Source organism: Silvibacterium dinghuense, from assembly GCF_004123295.1.
Lineage (GTDB): Bacteria > Acidobacteriota > Terriglobia > Terriglobales > Acidobacteriaceae > Silvibacterium > Silvibacterium dinghuense.
On the sequence record NZ_SDMK01000002.1, the window covers coordinates 440,211 to 461,925 of the forward strand.

The window sequence follows — 21,715 nt, forward strand, 5'->3', positions numbered from 1 at the left end:
CGCCGATAACAGTCTGCTTTGGTACGGTGATTACTCTTTATCACTGGATAACCTCTGCAGCAAGGCCAGCGGAATACGCTCTAGCGGGAGCACCTCGTCCACTCCACCGAGCTTGATGGCTTCGTTCGGCATACCGAAGACCACGCTGGTTGCCTCATCTTGAGCCATGTTGAAAGCTCCGCTCTGTTTCATCTCCAGCATGCCGCGAGCGCCATCGCCTCCCATCCCGGTAAGCATCACACCCAGAACATTGCGACCAAGCTCGCGCGCACAAGAGGAAAACAGAACATCCACGGAAGGCAGATGGCGATTGACTCGCTCACCACGATAGACGTGTACGCCGTATTCCATCCCTTTGCGGATGACCGCCATGTGGTGCCCCCCTGGAGCGATCAGTGCGTGTCCAGGAAGAATTCTGTCGCGATCTTCAGCCTCTTTCACCCTTATCCGGCAAAGCGAATTCAGTCGCGCAGCAAATTGCTGCGTGTAAGCCTCGGGCATGTGTTGCACAATGACGATCCCAGGAAAGTCCGCGGGAAGAACAGTGAGCACTTCACGCAATGCCTCTGTGCCGCCAGTGCTTGCACCGATAGCGACAACTTTGTGCGTAGCTGTAAATTGCGGCGTCGACTTTGCCGTCAATGACACGGGAAGCGGCGCCGGTGTCTGCCGAATGCGTACCCTTGCGCGCGCAGCCGCTTTTACTCGCGTGATAATCTCTTCGCTCTGCTGCAACGTTCCAGCCGAAACATCGAGCTTCGGCTTGGCGACGTAGTCGATTGCTCCCAGGCTCAGTGCGCGAAGCGTCACATCTGCGCCTTTTTCTGTCAGAGTAGAGATCATCACGACGGGCATGGGGTGTCCACGCATCAATTTTTCAAGAAACGTCAGTCCATCCATGCGCGGCATTTCTACATCCAGGGTAAGTACATCCGGATGGAGCGCTTTAATCTTTTCACGCGCCACATAAGGATCGCTTGCGACCCCTATCACCTCGATATCTGGATCCGACGAGAGGATCTGCGTAAGGATCTGGCGCATGAGCGCGGAATCATCGACGATAAGAACCTTATAGGGTGGTGGCATAGATTGCATCCTCTGCAGTTAAAAGAGAGTGATATCGCCAGTCGCATCTTCCTCGCCTCGGTGTGCGATGCGATAACTTTCTTCCTCGTGGACGATTTTCTGCAGGCGAGAGCCGTCGGCTGTACGAACCAGAGTTCTGCCTGTATCCGTGCGAAAGCTTACCTGCAACGCCTGTGTACCGCCCAGCCGATGCCCAAGAAGCGGAATGCCTTCCGTGGCCAGGAACTCACGAACGAACGCGGCATTCATCTCTCCAACACTCGGCCGCTGCAACACGTGCAGGACATTTGCCGCACCGAAGGCCTTTGCCTCGAGACGGCTTCTCAGAGCGCCGCGTTTCATCGTTTCGTTGATTAGCAGCTCCATTGCATGCACACCAAAGCGAGTTTCATGGGCTTCGCTCGAGCTCCACGGTAGAAGAATGTGATTCATTCCTCCGACCTGCGAGACTGGATCGCGAAGACAGACAGCAACGCATGATCCGAGAAGTGTCTGCAAAATGAGGGGCTCACTGCTGGCATACACTTCGCCGATGTAGATGCGGTGATGGGCCTTGAGCTGCAGATGCTCCATGATCGATGAGCGGTGCGCTCCAGGGGATGCGCTCCGGCCATGTGCTCTTCCGTGATGGCTCGCGTGTTTTTTCACTCAGGCCGTTCGCGCAGTTGAAAGATGGTGTGGTTTAGCGGGTGGATCTGGTCGTGCAGCCAGGGGACATGTTCCGAATGGCCAAGAATCAAATATCCGCGTGGCTCGAGCAGCTGCAGCATGCGGCGAAGAAAGACATCCTGCGTCTGCTGATTGAAATAGATCAATGCATTGCGGAAGAAGATTACGTGAAAGCGGCCGCTGAGCGGCCATGGCTTATCCATCAGATTGATGCGTTCAAAGTGGAGAAGTTTTCGTATATCGGGCCTGATCTTGACATAGCCTGCCATCTCCCCCTTTCCACGCAGAAAGTATCTTTTGAGCAGAGCTGCAGGCACCCCATCGAGCAAATCGTCGCGATACACTCCGCGTGATGCCTTATCGAGAACCGTAGTGTCGATGTCAGAGGCGACGATCTCAAGTTTCCACGAAGCTATTGCCGCTGCATATTCCGTCGTTGCGCTTGTATCGCCAGTCAAACGCCCCACCGAATCTCCTCCGCTTAAGGCTTCGCAGAGGCTCATGGCGATCGAGTATGGTTCCTCGCCGGTAGAGCAGGCCGCACTCCAGATGCGGATCGATTTCGATTGCCCATTGCGCGCCGCCTTTGTCCGCTCCGGAACCAGCACGTCATGCAGAAACTCGAAGTGGTGCATCTCGCGAAAAAAGGATGTTTTATTGGTCGTGACGCAGTTAATCAGCTCTCCGATCTCCAATGCGTCGCCAGAGCGTTCGAGATAGTCGTAGTACTCGGAAAAACTGCTCAACCCATGATGACGAAGCCTGCGTGTAAGGCGCGACGCAAGCATCACATTCTTCCCGTCACGCAGCCATATACCGGTTTGATGATGAATCAGTTCGCGGAAGCGTTTGAAGTCCCGCTGATCCATGGTGAGCATAGAACCCTCATTACGCCGGCATAAGAAAGTGGAGCAGACCGCCACTCGACGGTCTGCTGCCTCCCAAAGAGAAGATCCTGCAAGAGCGACAGTGGCTAGAATTCCTCGAAGCTATCGTCTCCTCCGCCATGTGCGCTCATGGCTAACTCAGGCTGACGCGCATGTGTACCTGCCATGGATGGCGAAGGACGGTGCGCGGCGGAGGGTCGCGCATGGGAAAAGCTGCCCGTTGTTTTCTTGATCAATGTGGAAGGCTTGCGCGACGCAGATTTTATTTTTGCCGGTGTCGACACAGCAGCTCCGGTTTCTGTTCCGAGCTTAAAGGCGCTTACAGTCTTCATCAGCTGAGATGCCTGCTCGGAGAGTGTCTGCGCAGTAGAAGAAAGCTCTTCGGTCTGCGCGGAGTTAGCCTGCGTCACCTGATCCATCTGCGTCATCGCAGTATTTACCTGCTCAACGCCAGTGCTTTGTTCCGCCGAAGCGATAGCGATCTCTCCGACAATATCCGTGACGCGCTTGACCGAAGTGACGATACCTTGCAGCGTCTCTCCAGAACGATTCACCAGCTCTGAACCGCGTTCCACCTTGCGCCGTGAATCTTCAATCAGGCCCTTGATCTCCTTGGCTGCACCGGCACTGCGTTGGGCGAGGCTGCGCACCTCGGTGGCCACCACGGCAAACCCTCTTCCCTGCTCACCGGCCCGTGCCGCCTCCACTGCAGCGTTGACGGCCAGGAGGTTTGTCTGGAAAGCGATCTCATCAATCGTGGAAATGATGTCGGAGATTTTCGCGGAGGCAAGGTTGATCTCTTCCATCGCAGCAACCGCACTTGAAACAACTTCCTGTCCTTGTACGGCAGCATCTTTTGATCCGGAGGCCAACTGGCTGGCCTGGCGGGCATTGTCCGCACTTTGGCGAACGGTCGCGGTGATCTCTTCGAGACTTGCTGACGTCTCCTCCAGGCTTGCAGCCTGCTCCTGCGCACCACTGGCGATGGAGGCTGTGGCCGACGCCAGTTCGGTAGCCGCAGAATTGGTGTTATCCGCGCTGTCCCACACGCTTTGTAGTGTTGTGCGCAGCTTGCCGACAGCGGTATTGAGCGCCTCTGCCATGCGCCCGATTTCATCCTTGCTGTCGATATTCAGGCTTGCGGTCAGATCGCCGGTAGCAACCAGCTCGAGTGATTCCACAGCCATGGCTATCGGACCGGAAATACTGCGAATGATCATCATCGAGACAATGATCGCAAGAACAATGGCCAATGTCAGGCCAACGATAAGACCATGGATGGTAGATCCTACTGCATCTCGAACGACTTTTAATCCCTCGACCGATCCCTTGTTATCGAAATCGACTACAGCCTGAAGATCGTCATCGTAGTTAGTCAGATAGACCTGGAGATCTCCGTCAATCATCTGCTGCGCTTTGGCATTACCTTGCGGGGTGTTGAGCCGGCTCAGCTGGCGGATCTGCTCGAACTTATCGTTGAAAGCGGCACGGTCCTCTTTGGCCTTTTCGTACAGCTTCCGTTCTGCATCTTCGCTGGGCAGAGCTTCGTATGCACGATAGGCGTCGTCGTTTTGATCGCGCAAGGCCTTGATCTGCGATTCGATCTCCGTCATCTCTGCATCGCTGGTGCTGCCAGCATGTTTCAACAGCAGCTGCACCTCATGCTGCGTGCGAGTCTGTATGTCACTCAGTGCGGCGGCCGAGGGAACATAATCACCATCCACGATGTCTGCCCGCTGACCGATGTTCATCACACGATTGATCGCAAACACGCTCATCAGCACGCTGATCAGGATCACTACGGCAAAAGCCAGCGTGATTCTGGTTCTGATTCTGAGGTTGTTCATCATGCTCCCGTCTCACTTTCCTTTGCACCTTCCGATGCCGGATATTGTTTTCTTACCTGCTCCTATTGCTTCAGGCATGCATGCCTGGCAGATTCAGGCTGGCAATGCCTGCCACATCCACGATGGGCGCCACGCAGCCGTCGCCCAGGATCGTGGCGCCCATCAATCCACCCACTTTGCGAAGGTTCTTTTCGAGGCTCTTGACGACGACCTGCTGCTGACCAAGCAGCTCTTCCACGACCAGCCCAACCTTCTTATGGCCGGCCTCTACTACGACCACCAGCTCGCGCTCGGAAGTGCTCACGCTTGAACTATCTGTTACCAACCCTAGAAAATGCCTGACACGAAGCAGTGGAATCGATTCTTCGCGTATGACCACTACTTCTCCCCGCCTGGCGATCTCAACGATCTGCGAACTCTCGGGAGCGACGGTTTCAACCACGGCAAGGAGTGGAAGGACAAGCGTGCGATCGGCAACCCGTACAAGAAGCCCTTCCAGAATGGCGAGGGTGAGTGGCAATTCCACAGACACGATGGACCCCATGCCCAATTCGCTGCGCACAGTCACAGTGCCGTTCAACTGCTCGACATTGCGTTTCACCACATCCATGCCTACACCACGCCCGGAAAGATCGCTGACTGCGTCGCGTGTCGAAAATCCGGCCGCGAAAATCAACATGCGCAGCTCATCGTTATTCAGCTGGGCGTCCGGTGCGATCAGGCCGCGCTCGATGGCTTTCCGGCGCACACGCTGTACATCGATGCCGGCTCCGTCGTCGGCAATTTCAATCACAATGCGACCGGAGCGGTGAAAGGCTCGCAGCGTAATGACACCTTCCTCGGGCTTGCCGCTGGCGCGCCGTACCTCAGGCATCTCAATGCCATGATCTGCGGCATTGCGTACCAGATGCGTGAGGGGGTCGCTGAGCAGCTCCAGCATGCTTTTGTCGATCTCGGTCTCTTCGCCTTCGGTTTCAAGGCGGATACGCTTTCCAGTACTGCGAGCGATGTCATAGACCGTGCGCATATAACGCTGGAAGAGCGGTCCAACCGGAAGCATGCGCACGCCCATCACGCGCTCGTGCAGTTCGCGTGTGTTCCGCTCCATCGCTGCCACGGCATCCCGCAGCTTCGGCAAGCAGTCGGGAGTAAATTCCTCTACGATCTGCGCAGTCATAACCTGGGCAATCACGAGCTCACCGACGAGATCGATCAGACGATCCACCTTGCTGGTCTCGACCCGTATCGACCCGGACTCGGCCGACGCCGATGCGCGCCGTCCCGGCTGCTCGCGCAGGGCAGGTTCCGTTTTCGCAAGTGGGGGCACTGGAGAAACGGGTGCCAGCGCATGATCCGCTGCCATGGCTATGTTCTCTGCATCTACCTTGGGCTCGATTTCAAGGCGCACAATCTGAATTTCAGCCAAGTGCTCGACAAATTCGAAGACCTCGCGCACCTCAGCCTCGCTGTGCGAAGTGACTAACTCAATCGTCCACCAGAGATAACAGAGCGAAGGATCGAGCGAGCTCAGAGCCGGTAGTCGATCGACATGGAGTTCGCAGGTACTTACCGTGCCCAGCGCAGCCAGGTCCCGTAACTGCAGCAGGGGGTTATTGCCGGTCAGGAACATATCCGCATGGGGGCGGAATTCGACACGGTAGATCGTCAGATCACCCGCATTTACGGGACTGAGTTCCGACTTTTCCTGCTCATCTGAAACAGCCATGCCACACAACTGCTCAAAGCGCTGACGCAGGGCTTCTGCCTCCGGTGAAAGTACGGCCTCGGGTTCGGAACCGAGCAGCGCGCGCAGCACATCGACGGACTTGAGCAGGAGGTCGATCACCTCGTCGGTCGCCTGCATCTCGGAAGAGCGTAACTTGTCGAGCATGCTTTCCAGAGCATGCGTAAAACGAACCAGCGCGTTCAGCCCAAACGATCCTGCGCCACCTTTAATCGAGTGAGCGGCGCGGAAGATCGCATTGAGCAGCTCAATATCCGATGGAGATGAGCGGAGAGCAAGCAGCTCGGACTCCATTGCCTCTACGTGCTCGGCGCTTTCCTGTAGATAAGTCTCGCGAAAATGGCTCAGATCGATCTTCATAGGGGACTCAGGGCAATACCTTGGCTACTGTGGCCAGCAGTTTTTCAGGCTCGAACGGCTTGACGATCCATCCGGTAGCTCCAGCGGCTTTGCCCTCTTCCTTTTTGGCGCCGAGGGTCTCCGTCGTGAGCATGAGGATAGGCTTGGTCTTCATATCGACACGTTTGCGCACGTTCTGAATCAGCGTGATGCCATCCATTACCGGCATATTCAAATCGGTAATGATCAGGTCGACGACAGCGCCCTGCAGTTTGTCGAGAGCGTCCTGGCCATGCTCGGCTTCCACCACATCGAAACCCGCCTGGCGCAGGGTGTATCCGACCATCTTCCGCATGGATACGGAATCATCCACGATGAGAATCTTCTTCATACTTCTCCTGTGCCGCCGGGCCATGCCGGCGCAGCTCTGTGCTTAGAAAAGCTCGACGTCGCCGCCGGAAACTGCCTCTACGCTCAGCCCTGAGAGCTCGCGCTCCTCATGCATGGTGTAAGCGCTGAATTCGCCTCCTGGATGCGCCACGCTCACAAAGCCGAACCGCGCAATCTCGTCGAAGCGACGGTCGAGAATTTCAAGATCTTCGATCACATGACCAATGCGCTGGCTCACCCGATCCTGAAACTGCATGCCGCGGATCGCTGAGCCGATCTCGCTGGCCAGCAGAGCACCATCGTCGGTCATATCGACGAGCATGGACTTCATTCCATCGTGTGCCCGGCGAAGATCTTCCAGAGAAGCATGAACCTCCCTGCGGCACTCCTCCACCCGTTCGTGACTGCGCTGATGCATGCGCTGCAGATCCGCGAGCGTGGACGCGGCGAGCGAGCGAAGTTCGGCGGCAAGATCGTCGACCAGCGCTGTCACCTTCTGCATCTTCTCCGTCTGTGAAGCGACCTCGACGGCAACCACAGCAAAGCCCGCGCCCTGCTCCCCGGCATGCGCGGCCTCAATGCGGGCATTGATGACCAGCATGCGATTTTCCTTCGAGATTTCTTCGAGCTGCTGGATCGAGGTGCGGATCGCGGCCGCCGATTCATCCATTTGCTGTACGCGTTCGACGGCGCGCTGCGAAACCTCACCTGCCTCCAGCGTCACATTCAAAATGCGCACCATCGTATCGCTGCAGTTCTGAATGAGCGTCTCGAAGCTGACGTTTTCCTGCCCACGATCGTCATCGGCAAGAAAGGACACCGCACGCGAAACCGTGGTCTTCGCCCGTGTAGCGATTCCCTGAAAGCTGTTGCACACCTCGAGAACGGAATGCTCGATCTGACTCGAGGTCTGACGAAGCTGCATGGACAAGGTGCCGAGCCGCTCGAGATACGGCTTCATCTGTGATTCCAGCCCGGGTACTGTAGCGACGGAAAGACCATTTTCATGTACCGTATCGGCACAGAGATCGTTCCTCATCCTCTCTCCTCCTGTGCGGATGCGGGCAGATGTTGCGCTGCGCCCGTGCTTTCGAGCCATTGGCCCAGGGCAGGCGATACGTTTCTCATCTGCAGCTGCAGGCCGCGTGCCGCCTGCTCGCCGGCAAGGGCCAGCAGAACCTGCAACGCGCTTGCATCGAGATTCGTCATCTCGGACAGGTCCACATCAAGATCACTGTTCCCGGCCAGGTCCAATACCTGCGTGTGCAACTCCTCGGTCGATCCATATGCAGAGAGCCGCAGGCTCGGTTTGGGTTCCAACACCTTCACCGGCGTCTCAGCCAGCATCGGCGCCTGCACCTCTACCGGCGTTTCCGGAGAAGAAGCACCGCTGCTGCTGGAAGTCTCTGCTTTCTTTTGTCGTCCACTTGCCCTGCCCATCGCTGGTACGGCTCCCTCTCTATGTCCCCTGCGCGAGTTCGTCCCCGCGTGCCTATGCTGGAGGCTTCGCACGCAGAAAAACACTTGCCCTGCGATGGGCTTATCGGCAAAGAACGAATTCTCACCAATCAGGCATGAGACACAGGTATGCGCAGCGATCTCATGCCTGACGAAAGGATGCCGATAGAACCATTGATGAGAAACGCAGTCCGGTAACAGGAAGGGACAAAACGCAGCCGATGACTTCTATGACACAACAGTCGGAACAGATGTCCACCCAGGAAGCTGCTGTAGCGGCCATCACTGCGGGCGCAGCTGGAGAGCAGGAGCAGACGCTGCAGTACCTCACGTTTACGCTCGACGATCATGACTACGGTCTCGAACTTTTCAAGATCCAGGAAATTCGCGGGTATGCGCCCATTACTCCCATCCCGAATCTGCCTCCGCACGTGCGCGGCGTGATGAACCTGCGCGGAACAGTGCTGCCGGTGATCGATCTGCGGATGAAGTTCCGGCTGCCTGCGATCGAATACAACAAGTTCACCGTCATTGTGATCGCCCTGGTCGAAGAGAAGGTGGTTGGGCTGCTGGTCGATGCGATCTCGGATGTGCTGCAGGTGTCTTCCTCCAGCATGCGCCCCGCGCCGGACTTTGGCACGGCTGTCGACACGCAATTCATCCATGGCGTTTTTCAGGCACGTGACCACCTGGTAGTGGCACTGAACCTCGAACGGCTGCTCACCGAGGGAGAACTGACACTGCCGGAGATGGTCCAGTAATTCCTCTGAACGCCTTCTCTCTGCCCACTAAGCCCAGTGGTGCTATGCCATCCCTGCCGGATGCGCTAAGCTGCATGAAGAGCCAGTTTCGACAGCAATCTGGCTCGTTTGCGGACAGAAACAACCCTGCAAACAATCCACCTTCTGCTCACGGTTGCCATGCAGGTTGTTTCATCCGTTCACGGTGTCTTCCATCATTTCGATCTTGCGCGTGAGCTAGAATCCCTAGGCCACCTGCAACGTATCTACTCCTCGTTTCCGTGGCGCCGCCTCGCCCGGGAAGGTGTCCCACGGGAGCGTGTACGTTCCTTCCCGTGGATTCATCCTGCACTGCTGGCTTTCGAGCGTAGAGTCTCTCTTCCCAAACCCGTATCGCAGACCCTTCACACGCGCAGCATGCAGATCTTCGACCAATGGGTTGCCGGGAAGATCGAGGACTGTGATGTTCTGGTTGCCTTGTCCGGATCAGGTCTCAAGACCGGCGCTGTGGTGCAATCGCGTGGCGGCCGTTATGTCTGCGATCGCGGCTCCTCGCATATCCGTTATCAGGACGCGGCTGTCACAGAGGAATATGCGCGGTGGGGATTTCCGCTCCGCGCCTGTGATCCTGCCATGGTGCGGCGAGAAGAGGCAGAGTATGAGCGCGCCGACCTGATTACCGTGCCTTCGGAATTTGCGCGGAGGACCTTCCTGGAAATGGGGATTGCCTCTGAGAAAGTAAAGAAGGTTCCCTATGGGGTAAGGCTTGATCGCTTCCGCAAAACCGGTTCCCCCCCGCAGGATCGTTTTGAGGTTCTCTTCGCCGGCACGGTAAGCCTGCGCAAGGGAGTGCCCTACTTGCTTGAGGCCTTTCAGCGCTTCCAGCACCCTAAGAAACGGCTCCGAATCGCAGGTCCGGTCGAGCCGGCAATGGTACAGACGCTTCGCCGGTTCGATCTCACCCATGTTGAAGTACTGGGGCGGCAGACTCAGCCGCAGCTTGCCGAGTTAATGAGCACCAGTCATGTGATGGTGCTCCCTTCGATTGAGGAAGGCCTGGCACTGGTGCAGGGACAGGCCTTGGCATGCGGCTGTCCGCTCATCAGTTCCGTGAATACCGGAGGCGAAGATCTGTTCACGGATGGCAAGGAAGGGTTTCTCGTACCCATACGCTCGCCAGAGACCATCCAGCGCTCGTTGGAAAAACTGGCGGATGCGCCGGGCTTACAAGGAGAGATGAGCGTGGCGGCACTGGAGCGTGTGACGTCGATCGGCGGATGGCGCGACTATGGACTGGCCTATGTTTCTGTCTTGAACGATCTCCTCCAAAAGCATTCCGAGAATATTCCTAGGTAGAGGGCAAAAACCTCCGTCTGAAGCGTGCCTGCAGTACTGCGCGTACCTCATGCAATCCGAATACGAAGTAAGCGGCTATCGTCGTGGCCAAAGTAACAAGCACGGCTACAGCAACGACTCTATTGAGCGGCCACTGCGCGGAGTGGAAGGCCGGCCATGCGGCGATACCGAAGGAAACAGCAAGCAGCCCGATCAGGCGAATCACCGGAGCCATGGAAATCTGCTCTGCCCCGGCAAAGAGCGCTACGTTGAGATGAAGGATGTAGACCAGCTGCGCTGCCTCTGCCGCCAGCCAGACAAGCAGGAAGCCCATCAGTCCGAAAGGATGAAGCAGAAAAGCCGCTGCTACCAGCATCAGGGCATACGTTACAAGCGTGAATTTGGAAAGCCGCTCATGTTCATTACTCGAGGACTGGAACTGGTACTTGTGCTCTTTGATACCCATGACTGCGGAGATCAGCGCCATCGCAAAGCAGAGCGAGGGGTCGTAAAGGCCTCTTTTGTGCAGCCAGACTGTAAAGAGGAATGGCGACAGCAGCATGATTCCTACACTGAATAACGGAATCAGCACCAGGACTACGCGTTCGGAGAGGTCGTAAAGGCGTTTCAGCTGAGGCCAATTCCTCTGCCCGACGAGATGCGTAATCTCCTGTCCGATTGAGAAGCTGATGACTGCAAGCGCCTGGCGTCCCATGGCAAACACGACGCGGGCAAGTGAGAAGACTGCGACGCTCGCCGGGCCCAGTGTTCTCTGCATCAGCAGAACCGGCCCTTGCCAGACCAGGAAGCTCGAAAGGGACAGCAATCCAAAGTGGCCGCTGGGCTTCAGCATTCTCACCGCTGTGCCCCAGCTTGCATTGCGAAGACGCGGCAGAAGCATTGGCGCATGCCATGCGATATCCACGACGACACAAACAGTGAACAGCACGATCGAGAGCAGCTGGGCAAGCGCCAGGATGGGAAAGCTGGCACGGAACCAGATGCAGGCAGCCAGCGCGAAGATGGAGATCAGCCGTTGTGCCTGCGACCAGTACGAGCCGCGATGCGCCTTGCCCACGACCATGAAACTGTTCGCAGTGATGCTCAGGATCATGTTGAGCAGAATCTGCAGCAGGAGCAGATAGAGCGTGAGCGAAGCATCGCGCGTACTGACATGATGCAGATGGAGCCAGCTGCCGATGGGCATGGCGAAAATACTCAGCCCGGCAAGGGAGACGATACCGATGATGCTGAGCAGAAGCAGCATGGCGCTGGCCTGGATATGCTGGGCCTCTTCTTTATCTCCGCGGTTGTAGCAGATCGTGGTCTGATTCGTAGCGTAGGTCTGAATGCCGTAATTGAGCGTATTGAGGTAGGTGACCGCCGCGCTCAGGGCAATCCACTCGCCATAGACCTCAAGACCGAGGGCATAACGATGGAGAAAAAACGGAGGGATAAGGAGCTGCGAGACGATGGTGACGCCCTGGCCCATGAAGAAGGCTGCGAGCATCTGCAGGATTCGCTTGAGGCTCATGAATGCCGTATTCCTGATGGCCGGGGATGCGGCCAGAAAAGCCGGAGAAAGAACCTTGGCCGGGACTACATCTTATAGCGGCCAAGATCTTCGTCGTTAAGATTTTCCAGCCATTTCCGGACATCCTGAGAGGACGCCTGTTCGGCAGGATTGGGAAGGACTTTCGCTGCCAGCAGCACGCTTTCATCGACGTAGATAGGGCAATCCGTACGCATGGCCAGGGCCAGGGCATCCGACGGACGCGCATCGAGAGCGATGATCTCGCCATTCTGCTCCATCCAGATGACCGCGTAGAAGGTGTCATCACGCAGTTCGGTCACAACCACACGCAGAACTTTAGCGTTCAGGCTGCGCACCAGCTCGCGGAGGAGATCGTGTGTCAGAGGACGCGTTGGCTGCGACTTTTCTATTTCGAGTGCGATGGCATTCGCCTCATAAAGGCCGACCCATATGGGCAGCAAGGTCTCACTGCCGGGATCCTTGAGCAGCACGATAGGCATGTGAGTCGAAGGATCGACCATCAGTCCGCGGATCTTCATCTCAATTTCCATCGATCGGTCCTCCCTTCTCCATGTGCCGCCATCTTAGAGCCCCATCGCCTCGCCGACCAGGCTATTGGGAAAACTCTGAGTCACCTTCACCTTCAAATAGCTTCCGATTGCCGGCAGGATCGTGGACCGGGTGGTGAAATTCAGGGTCTTATTCTGCGATGTGCGCCCGTTGACCTGTCCGCGTGCAGAGTTGTACCCCTCAACCATCACTTCTACTTCTTCTCCTACATGCTTGGCATAGTTGACCCGCTGCAGCTCGCGCTGGCGATCGAGAAGAATCTGCAGACGCTGCGATTTCTCTTCCTCGGGAATTGAGTCCGCCATCGTCACAGCCGGCGTATTCGGCCGCGGGGAGTACTTAAACGCGAAGACACCGTCATACTGCACGTCGGCCAGCATGTCGATCGTCTGCTCGAAGTCCTCCGGCGTCTCGCCCGGAAAGCCGACGATGATGTCGGTGGTCATGCTGATGGGGCGTCGCGCTGCCTTGATCCAGGCAATGCGCTCCAGATACCACTCCCGCGTATATTCGCGCTGCATCAGGTGCAGCACGCGCGAGGAACCGCTCTGTACCGGCAGATGCACGTGATCGCAGAGCGAAGGCACGGCATCGATTGCCTGGACGATGTCCTGTGTGAAGTCGCGCGGATGCGATGTCGTGAAGCGCACGCGCCGGATACCGGGAATCTCACCCACCGCCGCCAGCAGCTCCGCAAAGCTGCGCTTCCCTTCCTGATCACGATAGGAATTCACGTTCTGGCCGAGAAGCTGGATCTCGGTGTAGCCCTGGTCGGCCATGCGACGTGCCTCGGCAAGCACTGATGTCGAGGTACGGCTGCGCTCCTTGCCGCGGGTGTAGGGCACCACGCAATAGGCGCAGAACTTGTCGCAGCCCTCAATGATGGTGATGTAGCCACGATGCGGATTCGACCGCGCGGTGAACTCCGTCTCGAAAGTCTCTTCCGTCTGCCGGTCATCGAGACCGGTGATGCGGGTATTTCCCGCCTCGAGCTGGACCAGCATTTCCGGCAACTTATTGTAGGAAGCCGATCCGGAGACAAGCGAGACATAGGGAGCGCGCTCGAAGATCTTCTCGCCTTCCTGCTGCGCGACACAGCCGAGCACGCCGAAGCGCTTGCCCTGCCGATGGAGGCGCTTGTAATCATTCAGGCGATTAAAGACCTTCTGCTCGGCCTTATCGCGAATGGAGCAGGTGTTATAGAGGATGAGATCCGCATCCTCTTCATTTTCGACCTTGTCATATCCCTGCTGCACCAGCGTTCCGATGACTTTCTCCGAGTCATGGGCATTCATCTGGCAGCCGAAGGTTTCGATATAAAAGGTCCGATGCGGAGCTTCCGCATGGGTAGTCTTGTGCGGGGCTTCCGCCGGATTTTTGACTGCGTCTGTCACGCCCTTCAGTATAAAGCAGCAGGAGCAGCAGGCTTGTAACCGGTAGAGGCAGTAGAGCGTGCAGGCAGGAGGGTAGACCCCTGAATAAGCAGCAGGAAACAAACGATGGACTGCGTCCGCTGGCTCACGGCGCTGCGCATCACTGCTTCGGCTGCGGCAAGGCCAACCGGTCCGGGCTGCGGCTGAATTTTCTGGTGAGCGATGAGGGACTTATCGTCTGCCGGACAAAGATTCCTGCCCGTTTCGAAGGGCCTCCAGGCTATGTCCATGGCGGAGTGATCGCTACCCTGCTGGACGAAGCGATGAGCAAAGCCAACCGTGCGTGCAACGTTATCGCCATGACGCGGCACCTTGAAGTCGACTACCGCCGCCCGGTTCCTTTGCGTTCGACGATTGAAATCACTGCCCGCCACCTGAAGGCAGAAGGCCGTAAGCACTTTTGTGAAGCGGAGATCCGCCTCCATGGTGAAACCTTGGCTTCAGGAAAGGCCCTGTTTATCGCCGTAACGAAACAGTTCCTCCTCTCAAGGACGAAGGACTGAGGACGAGGCTGTACGCACCGGCAGGATATAAGGCCTGAGCGCCTCCCGCAGAGAATCCGTCCGTTTCTCGAAGCAAAACCAGAGAGTCTGCGCGTAAAGCAGGGCCATGGCAAAAATACCGAGTGCTAGAAGCAGTTGCTGAGCATCAGGCGCCAGCCGTATGCGTCCTGTTGCGCTGACCAGGAAAACGATCAGCGGCAGATGCACCAGATAGAGCGTGTAGGAAGAGCGGGAAAGCCAATGGGCAACGGTTTGATATGGCAGAGCCGCCTCTCCTTGAGCGCAGGAGAGGACGACATAAACCAATGCTGCCGTAAAGACCGTGAGTACCGCATCGGACGCGTGGAAATGCGTCTGCTTGCACCATGCCAGACAGAGCGCGAGCGCGACTGCGAAGCAAACTATCAGAGCTGTGCGAGAAAGAGGCTTCGCCACGGGGAGCCGGGGTAGGTAGTGAATCGCCGCCCCGGCAAGCCAGGCCAGAAAGTACACCGCAATGAATGGTCCGACGAACCAGAGAATCGCGGCAAGCACGATGCCATGCAACATACGGGCAGATATCCGCACTTTTGGCAAAAACGCCAGCAAAAGCAGCGGAAATGCGAGGTAGTACCAGAATTCGTTCGCAAGGCTCCACAAGGGACCGTTCGAGCCAAAGACGGGAACGAGAATTCCCTGCAGATAGAGATAGTTTCCGGCCAGCGTCGTCAGGTGGAGATGAGCTGCGACAGGAGTCGTCAATTCGTGGCTGCCAGAGCGGCCGCCATAAAGGCCGGCGCTCCCAAAGAGGTGCAGGCCGAGGAGATCGAACGCTCCGCCGAGCAACAGCGCAGGCAGCAGCACCATGTAAAGGCGGCTGAGCCTGTTCAGGAGATAACCCCGCCAGGACCAGCGGCCTGCGGAGAAGGATCGGAGTACGCTGCCGCCTACCAGGTAGCCGCTCAGTACAAAAAAGATCATCACCCACTGGTGACCCAGCCCGCTTGCAAGGTAGAGCAGCGTCAGTGCAGGATTGTGATGCGGCAGCGTGGAGTAATCCGCAAGCAGCGTGTCGCGCAGATGGTTTGCGCAGACACCGACCGCCGCAATGCCGCGCAGCGCATCGAGGTGGGCGGACGCGGCACCATGCGGAACGGTGAGATTCGGAACCAGGCGGCGATGAGACGGGGCTACAGAATCAGACATAAGCTACGTAGACGGCCAGCAGTCTCCGTAGCATGGCCCGTGGCTCCATTCTAGAGCCTGCGAGTCGGGCAAAGCCCCAACAAGCCGCCGCGAAACTGCTAAACTTGACCTTCCAAGTCAATTCGCACAGCGGGGCAAACCTGGCCTCCAACCAAGCCCACCCGCCCGCAATGAGAGAGGTTAGACAATGGCAGAGCAGGCAAACACGAACGGATATACGAACACCAGCCTCCGGCTGAAGGTGGGACTCGCCGAGATGCTGAAGGGCGGCGTGATCATGGACGTCATGGACGTCGAGCAGGCAAAGATCGCCGAGGCCGCCGGTGCCGTCGCCGTCATGGCGCTGGAGCGTGTGCCCGCGATGATCCGCGCCGAGGGCGGCGTGGCCCGCATGGCGAACCCCAAGCTGATCCGCGAAATTATCGCAGTCTCGTCCATCCCGGTGATGGCCAAGGCCCGTATCGGCCACTTCGCCGAAGCGCAGATTCTGCAGCAACTCGGCGTCGATTTCATCGACGAGAGCGAAGTGCTGACCATGGCGGATGAGGTTCACCACATCGACAAGCACGCCTTCAAGACGCCCTTTGTCTGCGGCGCGCGCGACCTGGGTGAGGCCCTGCGCCGTATCGCCGAAGGCGCGGCCATGATCCGCACCAAGGGCGAAGCCGGCACCGGCGACGTGATTCACGCGGTCAAGCACATGCGCCAGATCGTGCAGGAGATGAAGCAGCTGACCGTGCTGAGCGACCAGGAGCTCTACCTGGCGGCCAAGAACCATCGCGCCCCCTACGAACTGGTGAAGATGGTAGCCCAGACCGGCAAGCTTCCCGTGCCGAACTTCTCGGCGGGCGGTATCGCCACCCCGGCCGACGCATCCCTGATGATGCAGCTCGGCGCCGAGTCGGTCTTCGTCGGCTCCGGCATCTTCATGAAGGAGCGCGCCACGCCACTCGACGTCTCGGTGAACGAGAAGGGCGAGCCCAACAACCCCGAGGAGCGCGCCGAGGCCGAATCGCGCGCCAAGGCCATCGTGATCGCCACCACGCACTACAACGATCCTGAAATCCTGGCCAAGGCCAGCGAAGACGTGAAGGGCTCGATGAAGGGCCTGGCCGTCGCAGCGATTGAAGAGCGCGAACTCCTCCAGACCCGCGGGAACTAGCCGTTCAGGCACACGCGGCTTCGCCGCTTTCTTGCGGGTGACGATGCTTTTGGCGCTTCCTTTGGTCGCGATCCTGGAGCGTAGGAACAAAAGGGACCGGGCTTCTGCCCGGTTCTTTTCATTGGATAGACTTGAGAAAGACAGGACGACGCTTTGACTGAGATTGCTGAACAGAAGCCGCGTATCGGTGTGCTTGCCATCCAGGGCGACTTTGCCGCCCATGCTGAAGCTCTCCGCGAAGCCGGGGCGGAAGCCGTGCTAGTGCGCAAGCCGGCAGAACTTGCCGGGGTAGAAGGCCTCGTCATCCCCGGCGGTGAATCGACCACCTTCCTGCGCTTCCTTGAGCGCGACGGTTTCCTCGGCGCACTGCAGGAGTTCGTGCAGACACGGCCAACCTTTGGCACCTGTGCCGGCTGCATCCTGCTGGCAAAAGAGGTCCGCAACCCCGCGCAGCGCAGTCTTGGCGTCCTGGACGTCACGGTTGAGCGCAACGCCTACGGGCGGCAGATCGACAGCATTATCGAGACATCCCAGACCGCGCTTGAAGGCGGCCCGCTCGAGCTGGTCTACATCCGCGCTCCCCGGATTGTGCGTTCCGGTGAAGGCGTCAAGGTACTGGCCGAGCGCGATGGCTTCCCTGTCCTCGTCGAGCAGGATCACCTGATGGCTGCGACCTTCCACCCCGAGCTTTCCCTGGATCGCCGCGTACACCAGCGCTTCGTCGATCTGGTGCGCAGCCGCACCACAGCCTGAGGCGCAGATTACGATGCCGGCAAGCCACGCTCACTTCCCTGCCCTTGCCTCGCTCAAGCTGTACCTGCCTCCAGATGCGGTCCTGCACGGTGCGTCCTTCGACCGGCTGATGCGCTGGAACCTTATCGTGCTGCTGGTTTGCTTTGCCGCTTCCCAGGTCTGGATCGTTGTGGCCATGCTGCGCCAGAAGCGCTCCGGGAAGCCTCCGAATCCCCTCCTCCGCAGGACGCTGCTGGCCTTGCTGATCGCCCTGTATGTTGCCATGGCCGTGACGGCACAACACCTCTGGGCTGCCAGCCGGTACCAGGGCGCGTCGCTCGAGGCCATGCAGGTGGAAGTCGTCGGTGAGCAGTTTCAGTGGTACTTCCGCTATCCCGGCGTGGACGCCGCTTTCGGTATCACCCGACCCGAGCTGGTCAACGCCGCAGCCGGAAACCCGCTCGGCATCGATCCTGCGGATGAAGCCGGTCGCGACGATTTTGTTTCCAGCGTGCTCATGGTACCCGCAGGCCGCGAAGTCGATCTCCGCATCCGCTCGCTGGACGTCATCCACGGCTTCTTCGTCCCTGCCATGCGTCTCAAGCAGAATGCGGTCCCGGGCATGCTTCTTCACGTGCACTTCACCCCTGCTGTCGTCGGTACCTACCCTATTCTCTGTACCCAGGTCTGCGGTGTCGGACATGCGCGCATGCAGGCATTGTTGAGAGTCGTACCGCAAGCCGACTACGACCATTGGCTCGCTCAGCGGGAGCAGGCCCACGCCAAAGCGATGCAGGGAGGCCCCCAATGAGTCGGATTTTCACTACCGATCACCGGCGCCTCGGGGTGCTTTATCTCTATTTATCGCTCGCCGCAGTCGTGGTGGGAACGCTGCTTTCGCTGCTCATTCGCATTCATCGCATCTGGCCTGACTGGCGTCTGCCGGTTTACGGCCTGATGAAACCTGAGGACTACCTTGCCCTCGTGACCATGCATGGCACCCTGATGGTCTTCTTCGTGCTCACGACCGCTCCGCAAAGCGGTTTTGCCAATCTTGTTTTACCGGCGCAGATCGGTGGCGGCCGCATGGCATTCCCCCGCCTGAACGCCGCCGCATTCTGGCTCGCGGTTCTTTCCTTTGTTGTTCTCCTGGCTGCGTTTTTTGTTCCGCAAGGCGCGCCCATCTCCGGCTGGACGCATTATCCGCCGATGAGCGCCGTCTCCGCCTCCGGCCCCGGACAGGGCGCGGGTATGGACATCTGGCTGGCGAGCATCGGCATCTTCTGCCTTTCCGCCTGGCTCAGCGCGGTCAACCTGCTGGCGACAATCCTGACGCAGCGCTGCTCCGGGATGAGCTGGACGCGGATGCCCATGACCGTCTGGGGTTGGATGGTCGCCTCCATTCTCACGCTGCTGGCTTTCAGCGTGCTTCTCGCCGCCCTGCTGCTGCTTTTTTCCGATCGCCACCTCGGCTCGAGCTTCTTTGTGCCCATGGGCGATCTCGTCAATGGCCGTATTGTCGGCCACGGCGATGGATCGCCGCTGCTCTGGCTCCATCTCTTCTGGTTTTTCGGCCATCCCGAGGTCTACATCGCCATCCTGCCCGGCATGGGCCTTGCAACCTCGATTTTTGCCAACTTTGCCCGGAGAACGGTTCGCGGATACAGGACCATGGCCGGAATGCTGGTCGCGATCGGCGGCCTCGGACTACTGGTCTGGGGACACCACATGTTCGTGAGCGGCATGAATCCCTATGCCGGTACCGCCTTTGCCCTCACCACCATGGCTATCGCGGTTCCCAGCACCGTCGAAGTGCTGGGCTGGCTCGCGTTGCTCTCCCGTGGAGGTCTGCGTCTGACCACGCCGATGCTTTTCGCCCTCGGCTTTCTCTCCTTTTTCATCGCCGGAGGCCTTACCGGACCGCTCCTTGCGCAACCCGCGCTCGACGGCTACCTGCACAACACCTTCTTCGTCGTCGGCCACTTTCATCTGGTTATGGCCATGGCAGGCGTGTTCTCCATCTTTGCCGGCATCTACTACTGGTTTCCACTCCTCACCGGGCGCCGAATGAACGAGCTCGCCGGCAAGCTGCACTTCTGGATCAGTCTCTTCTGCGCCTACGGCACCTTTCTGCCCATGTACTTCTCCGGGCTCGCCGGCGAACCGCGCCACTATGAGCGCCTCGCCGGCCCGGCAACCAACTTTGCCGGTATCCTCGCCAACGAGCGTGGTATCACCTTTTCCGCCCTTACCCTCGGCGCCGCCCAGCTCCTGTTTCTCTGGAATGTCTTCCACAGCGCCCGCCGTGGAGAGCCCGCAGGACAGAATCCCTGGCAGGCAACGACGCTCGAATGGGCCCCTCCGGACGCACCACTTCGGGTCACCCACGGCCCCTACGATTACGAAGGATTTTCTGCCGTCACAAAGCAGGATACCTTCTCCTCAGAAGAGATACTTTGCCAGTGGGAAGCTGCATCCAAACAGGAGTAAGCTGTGTGCAGCAGGGAGCCGGAGCATGCCCGCCACCTTCACTCGTCATTCCGTCGAGGTCGAGCGCAGAGATCCAGGGATCGGCGGCAAGCCCCCTGTCGATCGGCGGCCGACCGGCGGCGGAGGCGATGGAGATAACTGGGATGATCACCAGTCCGGCCGTCGCGGTCCACGAGAGCTGCTGAGCCGCTATCGGCTTGGTGTGCTCTTTGCCATGGCCGGGGATCTGATGTTCTTCGTTGCCATCGTAAGCGCTTTTTTTGTTCGTCAGAGTGCAGGCCACTTCGATGCCCGGGATAATTACGTCTCTGACTGGCGCCCCCTGGCGGTGCCGCCTATCCTGTGGCTGAATACGGCCGTCCTGCTCCTGAGCTCGATCACGATAGAGATTGGGCGGCGGCAGCTCTTCCGCGAGATCGATGTGATGGAAGAATGGCTCGGTCTCGGGCGGCCAGCTGTCAAACGCGCTGCGCCATGGCTGCTGGCTACGCTCGGTCTCGGTCTGCTCTTTCTCGCCGGGCAATGGATTGCCTGGAAGCAGCTGGTGCTGGCAGGATTCCGCTTCGACTCACCCGACCCGAGCAGTCACTTCTTCTACCTCATCACCGGCGCGCACGGAGCGCACCTGCTGCTCGGCCTGGTAGCGCTCATCGCTGCGCTGATCGGGCTTTCCCGCCTGAAGCGCGTAGAGCTCCGGCAGATTGCGGTGGACTGCACAGCCTGGTACTGGCACACCATGGGCCTCTTCTGGATTTTTCTCTTTGTGCTGCTGGTATGGTTCCAATAGACGATGCCGCGACGCTGTTTCCCTGCCCTTATCCTCACCGCTTTTCTGATGCTGTGCGTTCCACGACTGCCTGCGCTGCAGGGTTGCAGCCTGTGCAAGGACACGACTGCCGGCTCCGCTCCGCGAGCCCAGGCGGCACTGCGGAAAGCGATTCTGGTTTTGGGAATTCCTGCTGGGGGGATCTTTGTGGGGCTGCTGCTGGTGGCGCGGAGATTTTCGCCGAAAGAGTAAGAGATAGCGGAAATTTCGGGTCATCTGCCCGGCTTGCGCACCATGGCTATGCCCGGGCGCGCAAGCCGGTTGCAGGAGACTTCAGCAGCCACCGCCGACGAAGTGAACAATTTCAAACTTGTCCCCGGATGCAACCGGAGATGCGGCCCAGGTACTGCGAGGAACGATCTCGCCGTTCTGCTCCACGGCAATACGGTCTCCCTTGAGAGCAAGGGAGGTAATGAGATCGGCTACGGTAGGTGCGGCGGGCAGATCATCGATCGTGCGATCCTGCCCATTTAACGTGATCTGCATATCCTGACTGTATCAGGACAGGTGCCCCCCTACGCACTAGCGCAGGGTATGCCAGAGGAACCAGATGAGGAAGCCGCAGACCGCGAGGGCAAGGTTGAACAGCATGGCGAACATCAGCCCACGGTAGGCACCGGTCGGGTGCTCCGCGTAGACATCGTCCTCCGGGAAGAAGTTGACCTTTCGGGAGACAACCCGCAACACGGGGGACTGATCGGCATGCGCGCTTACGATAGGACCGGACACGTTCTACGCTCCTCCACTGCTGGGTCTATCGGCGAAGGAGCCTCGAACTTCAAAAT

Annotated in this window: 22 protein-coding genes; 8 read left to right on the top strand and 14 right to left on the bottom strand. The window is 58.6% G+C overall.

Going from position 1 to position 21,715, the window contains the following annotated elements; genetic code table 11:
- Nucleotides 1–30: 30 nt before the first annotated feature.
- The 8 genes from ESZ00_RS11030 to ESZ00_RS11065 form a co-directional block, all read right to left on the bottom strand.
- A complete protein-coding gene (locus ESZ00_RS11030) occupies nt 31–1,086 on the bottom strand; it encodes a protein-glutamate methylesterase/protein-glutamine glutaminase (RefSeq protein ID WP_129208304.1) in 1,056 nt (351 codons plus the stop codon).
- An 18-nt stretch (nt 1,087–1,104) separates the two neighbouring features.
- Nucleotides 1,105–1,659 (bottom strand): chemotaxis protein CheD, encoded by a 555-nt coding sequence (locus tag ESZ00_RS20490; protein ID WP_129208305.1) that lies wholly within the window; start codon nt 1,657–1,659, stop codon nt 1,105–1,107.
- Between the two features lie 71 nt (nt 1,660–1,730).
- Nucleotides 1,731–2,633, bottom strand: coding sequence for a CheR family methyltransferase (locus ESZ00_RS11040; protein WP_164981473.1), 903 nt, complete (start codon nt 2,631–2,633; stop codon nt 1,731–1,733).
- A gap of 95 nt (nt 2,634–2,728) precedes the next feature.
- Nucleotides 2,729–4,492: a methyl-accepting chemotaxis protein gene (locus tag ESZ00_RS11045; protein WP_129208307.1), complete on the bottom strand. Its 1,764-nt coding sequence runs from the start codon at nt 4,490–4,492 to the stop codon at nt 2,729–2,731.
- A 67-nt stretch (nt 4,493–4,559) separates the two neighbouring features.
- Nucleotides 4,560–6,593: a chemotaxis protein CheA gene (locus ESZ00_RS11050; RefSeq protein WP_129208308.1), complete on the bottom strand. Its 2,034-nt coding sequence runs from the start codon at nt 6,591–6,593 to the stop codon at nt 4,560–4,562.
- A gap of 7 nt (nt 6,594–6,600) precedes the next feature.
- Nucleotides 6,601–6,963 carry a response regulator gene (locus ESZ00_RS11055; protein ID WP_129208309.1) on the bottom strand — a complete coding sequence of 121 codons (363 nt, stop codon included), beginning with the start codon at nt 6,961–6,963 and terminating at the stop codon, nt 6,601–6,603.
- Nucleotides 6,964–7,005: 42 nt separating this feature from the next.
- Nucleotides 7,006–8,001, bottom strand: a complete 996-nt coding sequence (locus ESZ00_RS11060; RefSeq protein ID WP_164981474.1) for a methyl-accepting chemotaxis protein — start codon at nt 7,999–8,001, stop codon at nt 7,006–7,008.
- On the bottom strand, nt 7,998–8,402 hold the full coding sequence (locus ESZ00_RS11065) for an STAS domain-containing protein (protein ID WP_129208311.1): 405 nt from the start codon (nt 8,400–8,402) through the stop codon (nt 7,998–8,000). The genes ESZ00_RS11060 and ESZ00_RS11065 overlap by 4 nt, the downstream gene beginning before the upstream one ends.
- A gap of 269 nt (nt 8,403–8,671) precedes the next feature.
- Between ESZ00_RS11065 and ESZ00_RS11070 the strand changes: the two genes are divergently transcribed.
- Nucleotides 8,672–9,181 carry a chemotaxis protein CheW gene (locus ESZ00_RS11070; protein ID WP_129208312.1) on the top strand — a complete coding sequence of 170 codons (510 nt, stop codon included), beginning with the start codon at nt 8,672–8,674 and terminating at the stop codon, nt 9,179–9,181.
- 108 nt (nt 9,182–9,289) lie between these two features.
- Nucleotides 9,290–10,516 (top strand): glycosyltransferase, encoded by a 1,227-nt coding sequence (locus tag ESZ00_RS11075; RefSeq protein WP_229741193.1) that lies wholly within the window; start codon nt 9,290–9,292, stop codon nt 10,514–10,516.
- On the opposite strand, the gene ESZ00_RS11080 is transcribed toward ESZ00_RS11075, so the two are convergent.
- The 3 genes from ESZ00_RS11080 to miaB all read right to left on the bottom strand — a co-directional run bounded on the left by ESZ00_RS11080 (nt 10,509) and on the right by miaB (nt 13,915).
- Nucleotides 10,509–12,029: a lipopolysaccharide biosynthesis protein gene (locus tag ESZ00_RS11080; RefSeq protein ID WP_129208313.1), complete on the bottom strand. Its 1,521-nt coding sequence runs from the start codon at nt 12,027–12,029 to the stop codon at nt 10,509–10,511. The two genes, ESZ00_RS11075 and ESZ00_RS11080, sit on opposite strands and share 8 nt — an antisense overlap.
- 65 nt (nt 12,030–12,094) lie before the next feature.
- Nucleotides 12,095–12,568 (bottom strand): bifunctional nuclease family protein, encoded by a 474-nt coding sequence (locus tag ESZ00_RS11085; protein WP_229741194.1) that lies wholly within the window; start codon nt 12,566–12,568, stop codon nt 12,095–12,097.
- Nucleotides 12,569–12,613: 45 nt separating this feature from the next.
- A complete protein-coding gene (gene miaB, locus ESZ00_RS11090; RefSeq protein WP_268235301.1) occupies nt 12,614–13,915 on the bottom strand; it encodes a tRNA (N6-isopentenyl adenosine(37)-C2)-methylthiotransferase MiaB in 1,302 nt (433 codons plus the stop codon).
- A gap of 272 nt (nt 13,916–14,187) precedes the next feature.
- Here miaB and ESZ00_RS11095 point away from each other — a divergent pair, with 272 nt between their 5' ends.
- Nucleotides 14,188–14,535: a PaaI family thioesterase gene (locus ESZ00_RS11095; protein WP_229741195.1), complete on the top strand. Its 348-nt coding sequence runs from the start codon at nt 14,188–14,190 to the stop codon at nt 14,533–14,535.
- On the opposite strand, the gene ESZ00_RS11100 is transcribed toward ESZ00_RS11095, so the two are convergent.
- On the bottom strand, nt 14,518–15,720 hold the full coding sequence (locus ESZ00_RS11100) for an acyltransferase family protein (RefSeq protein ID WP_129208316.1): 1,203 nt from the start codon (nt 15,718–15,720) through the stop codon (nt 14,518–14,520). The two genes, ESZ00_RS11095 and ESZ00_RS11100, sit on opposite strands and share 18 nt — an antisense overlap.
- Nucleotides 15,721–15,907: 187 nt before the next feature.
- On the opposite strand from ESZ00_RS11100, the gene pdxS reads away from it, so the two are divergent.
- From pdxS to ESZ00_RS11125, 5 genes are all read left to right on the top strand, one after another.
- Complete coding sequence (gene pdxS, locus ESZ00_RS11105) at nt 15,908–16,882, top strand: pyridoxal 5'-phosphate synthase lyase subunit PdxS (protein ID WP_129208317.1); 975 nt, start codon at nt 15,908–15,910, stop codon at nt 16,880–16,882.
- A gap of 153 nt (nt 16,883–17,035) precedes the next feature.
- Nucleotides 17,036–17,635, top strand: a complete 600-nt coding sequence (pdxT, locus tag ESZ00_RS11110; RefSeq protein WP_129208318.1) for a pyridoxal 5'-phosphate synthase glutaminase subunit PdxT — start codon at nt 17,036–17,038, stop codon at nt 17,633–17,635.
- 13 nt (nt 17,636–17,648) lie between these two features.
- Complete coding sequence (locus ESZ00_RS11115; protein ID WP_129208319.1) at nt 17,649–18,425, top strand: cytochrome c oxidase subunit II; 777 nt, start codon at nt 17,649–17,651, stop codon at nt 18,423–18,425.
- Nucleotides 18,422–20,104, top strand: a complete 1,683-nt coding sequence (locus tag ESZ00_RS11120; RefSeq protein WP_129208320.1) for a cytochrome c oxidase subunit I — start codon at nt 18,422–18,424, stop codon at nt 20,102–20,104. Before ESZ00_RS11115 ends, ESZ00_RS11120 begins: the two co-directional genes overlap by 4 nt.
- A 25-nt stretch (nt 20,105–20,129) precedes the next feature.
- Nucleotides 20,130–20,891 (top strand): cytochrome c oxidase subunit 3, encoded by a 762-nt coding sequence (locus tag ESZ00_RS11125; protein ID WP_129208321.1) that lies wholly within the window; start codon nt 20,130–20,132, stop codon nt 20,889–20,891.
- 312 nt (nt 20,892–21,203) lie between these two features.
- On the opposite strand, the gene thiS is transcribed toward ESZ00_RS11125, so the two are convergent.
- Nucleotides 21,204–21,416, bottom strand: a complete 213-nt coding sequence (thiS, locus tag ESZ00_RS11130; protein WP_129208322.1) for a sulfur carrier protein ThiS — start codon at nt 21,414–21,416, stop codon at nt 21,204–21,206.
- 36 nt (nt 21,417–21,452) lie between these two features.
- A complete protein-coding gene (locus ESZ00_RS11135; protein ID WP_129208323.1) occupies nt 21,453–21,659 on the bottom strand; it encodes a hypothetical protein in 207 nt (68 codons plus the stop codon).
- Nucleotides 21,660–21,715 lie beyond the last annotated feature (56 nt).

Coding starts and splice junctions, on each gene's coding strand:
- ESZ00_RS11085 (WP_229741194.1), bottom strand. CDS start 12,568: ATGAAGATCCGCGGACTGATGGTCGATCCTTCGACTCACATGCCTATC.
- ESZ00_RS11080 (WP_129208313.1), bottom strand. CDS start 12,029: ATGAGCCTCAAGCGAATCCTGCAGATGCTCGCAGCCTTCTTCATGGGC.
- ESZ00_RS11115 (WP_129208319.1), top strand. CDS start 17,649: ATGCCGGCAAGCCACGCTCACTTCCCTGCCCTTGCCTCGCTCAAGCTG.
- ESZ00_RS11045 (WP_129208307.1), bottom strand. CDS start 4,492: ATGATGAACAACCTCAGAATCAGAACCAGAATCACGCTGGCTTTTGCC.
- ESZ00_RS11050 (WP_129208308.1), bottom strand. CDS start 6,593: ATGAAGATCGATCTGAGCCATTTTCGCGAGACTTATCTACAGGAAAGC.
- thiS (WP_129208322.1), bottom strand. CDS start 21,416: ATGCAGATCACGTTAAATGGGCAGGATCGCACGATCGATGATCTGCCC.
- ESZ00_RS11120 (WP_129208320.1), top strand. CDS start 18,422: ATGAGTCGGATTTTCACTACCGATCACCGGCGCCTCGGGGTGCTTTAT.
- ESZ00_RS11040 (WP_164981473.1), bottom strand. CDS start 2,633: ATGCTCACCATGGATCAGCGGGACTTCAAACGCTTCCGCGAACTGATT.
- ESZ00_RS11100 (WP_129208316.1), bottom strand. CDS start 15,720: ATGTCTGATTCTGTAGCCCCGTCTCATCGCCGCCTGGTTCCGAATCTC.
- ESZ00_RS11055 (WP_129208309.1), bottom strand. CDS start 6,963: ATGAAGAAGATTCTCATCGTGGATGATTCCGTATCCATGCGGAAGATG.
- ESZ00_RS11070 (WP_129208312.1), top strand. CDS start 8,672: ATGTCCACCCAGGAAGCTGCTGTAGCGGCCATCACTGCGGGCGCAGCT.
- pdxS (WP_129208317.1), top strand. CDS start 15,908: ATGGCAGAGCAGGCAAACACGAACGGATATACGAACACCAGCCTCCGG.
- ESZ00_RS11030 (WP_129208304.1), bottom strand. CDS start 1,086: ATGCCACCACCCTATAAGGTTCTTATCGTCGATGATTCCGCGCTCATG.
- ESZ00_RS11065 (WP_129208311.1), bottom strand. CDS start 8,402: ATGGGCAGGGCAAGTGGACGACAAAAGAAAGCAGAGACTTCCAGCAGC.
- ESZ00_RS20490 (WP_129208305.1), bottom strand. CDS start 1,659: ATGGAGCATCTGCAGCTCAAGGCCCATCACCGCATCTACATCGGCGAA.
- ESZ00_RS11125 (WP_129208321.1), top strand. CDS start 20,130: ATGCCCGCCACCTTCACTCGTCATTCCGTCGAGGTCGAGCGCAGAGAT.
- ESZ00_RS11060 (WP_164981474.1), bottom strand. CDS start 8,001: ATGAGGAACGATCTCTGTGCCGATACGGTACATGAAAATGGTCTTTCC.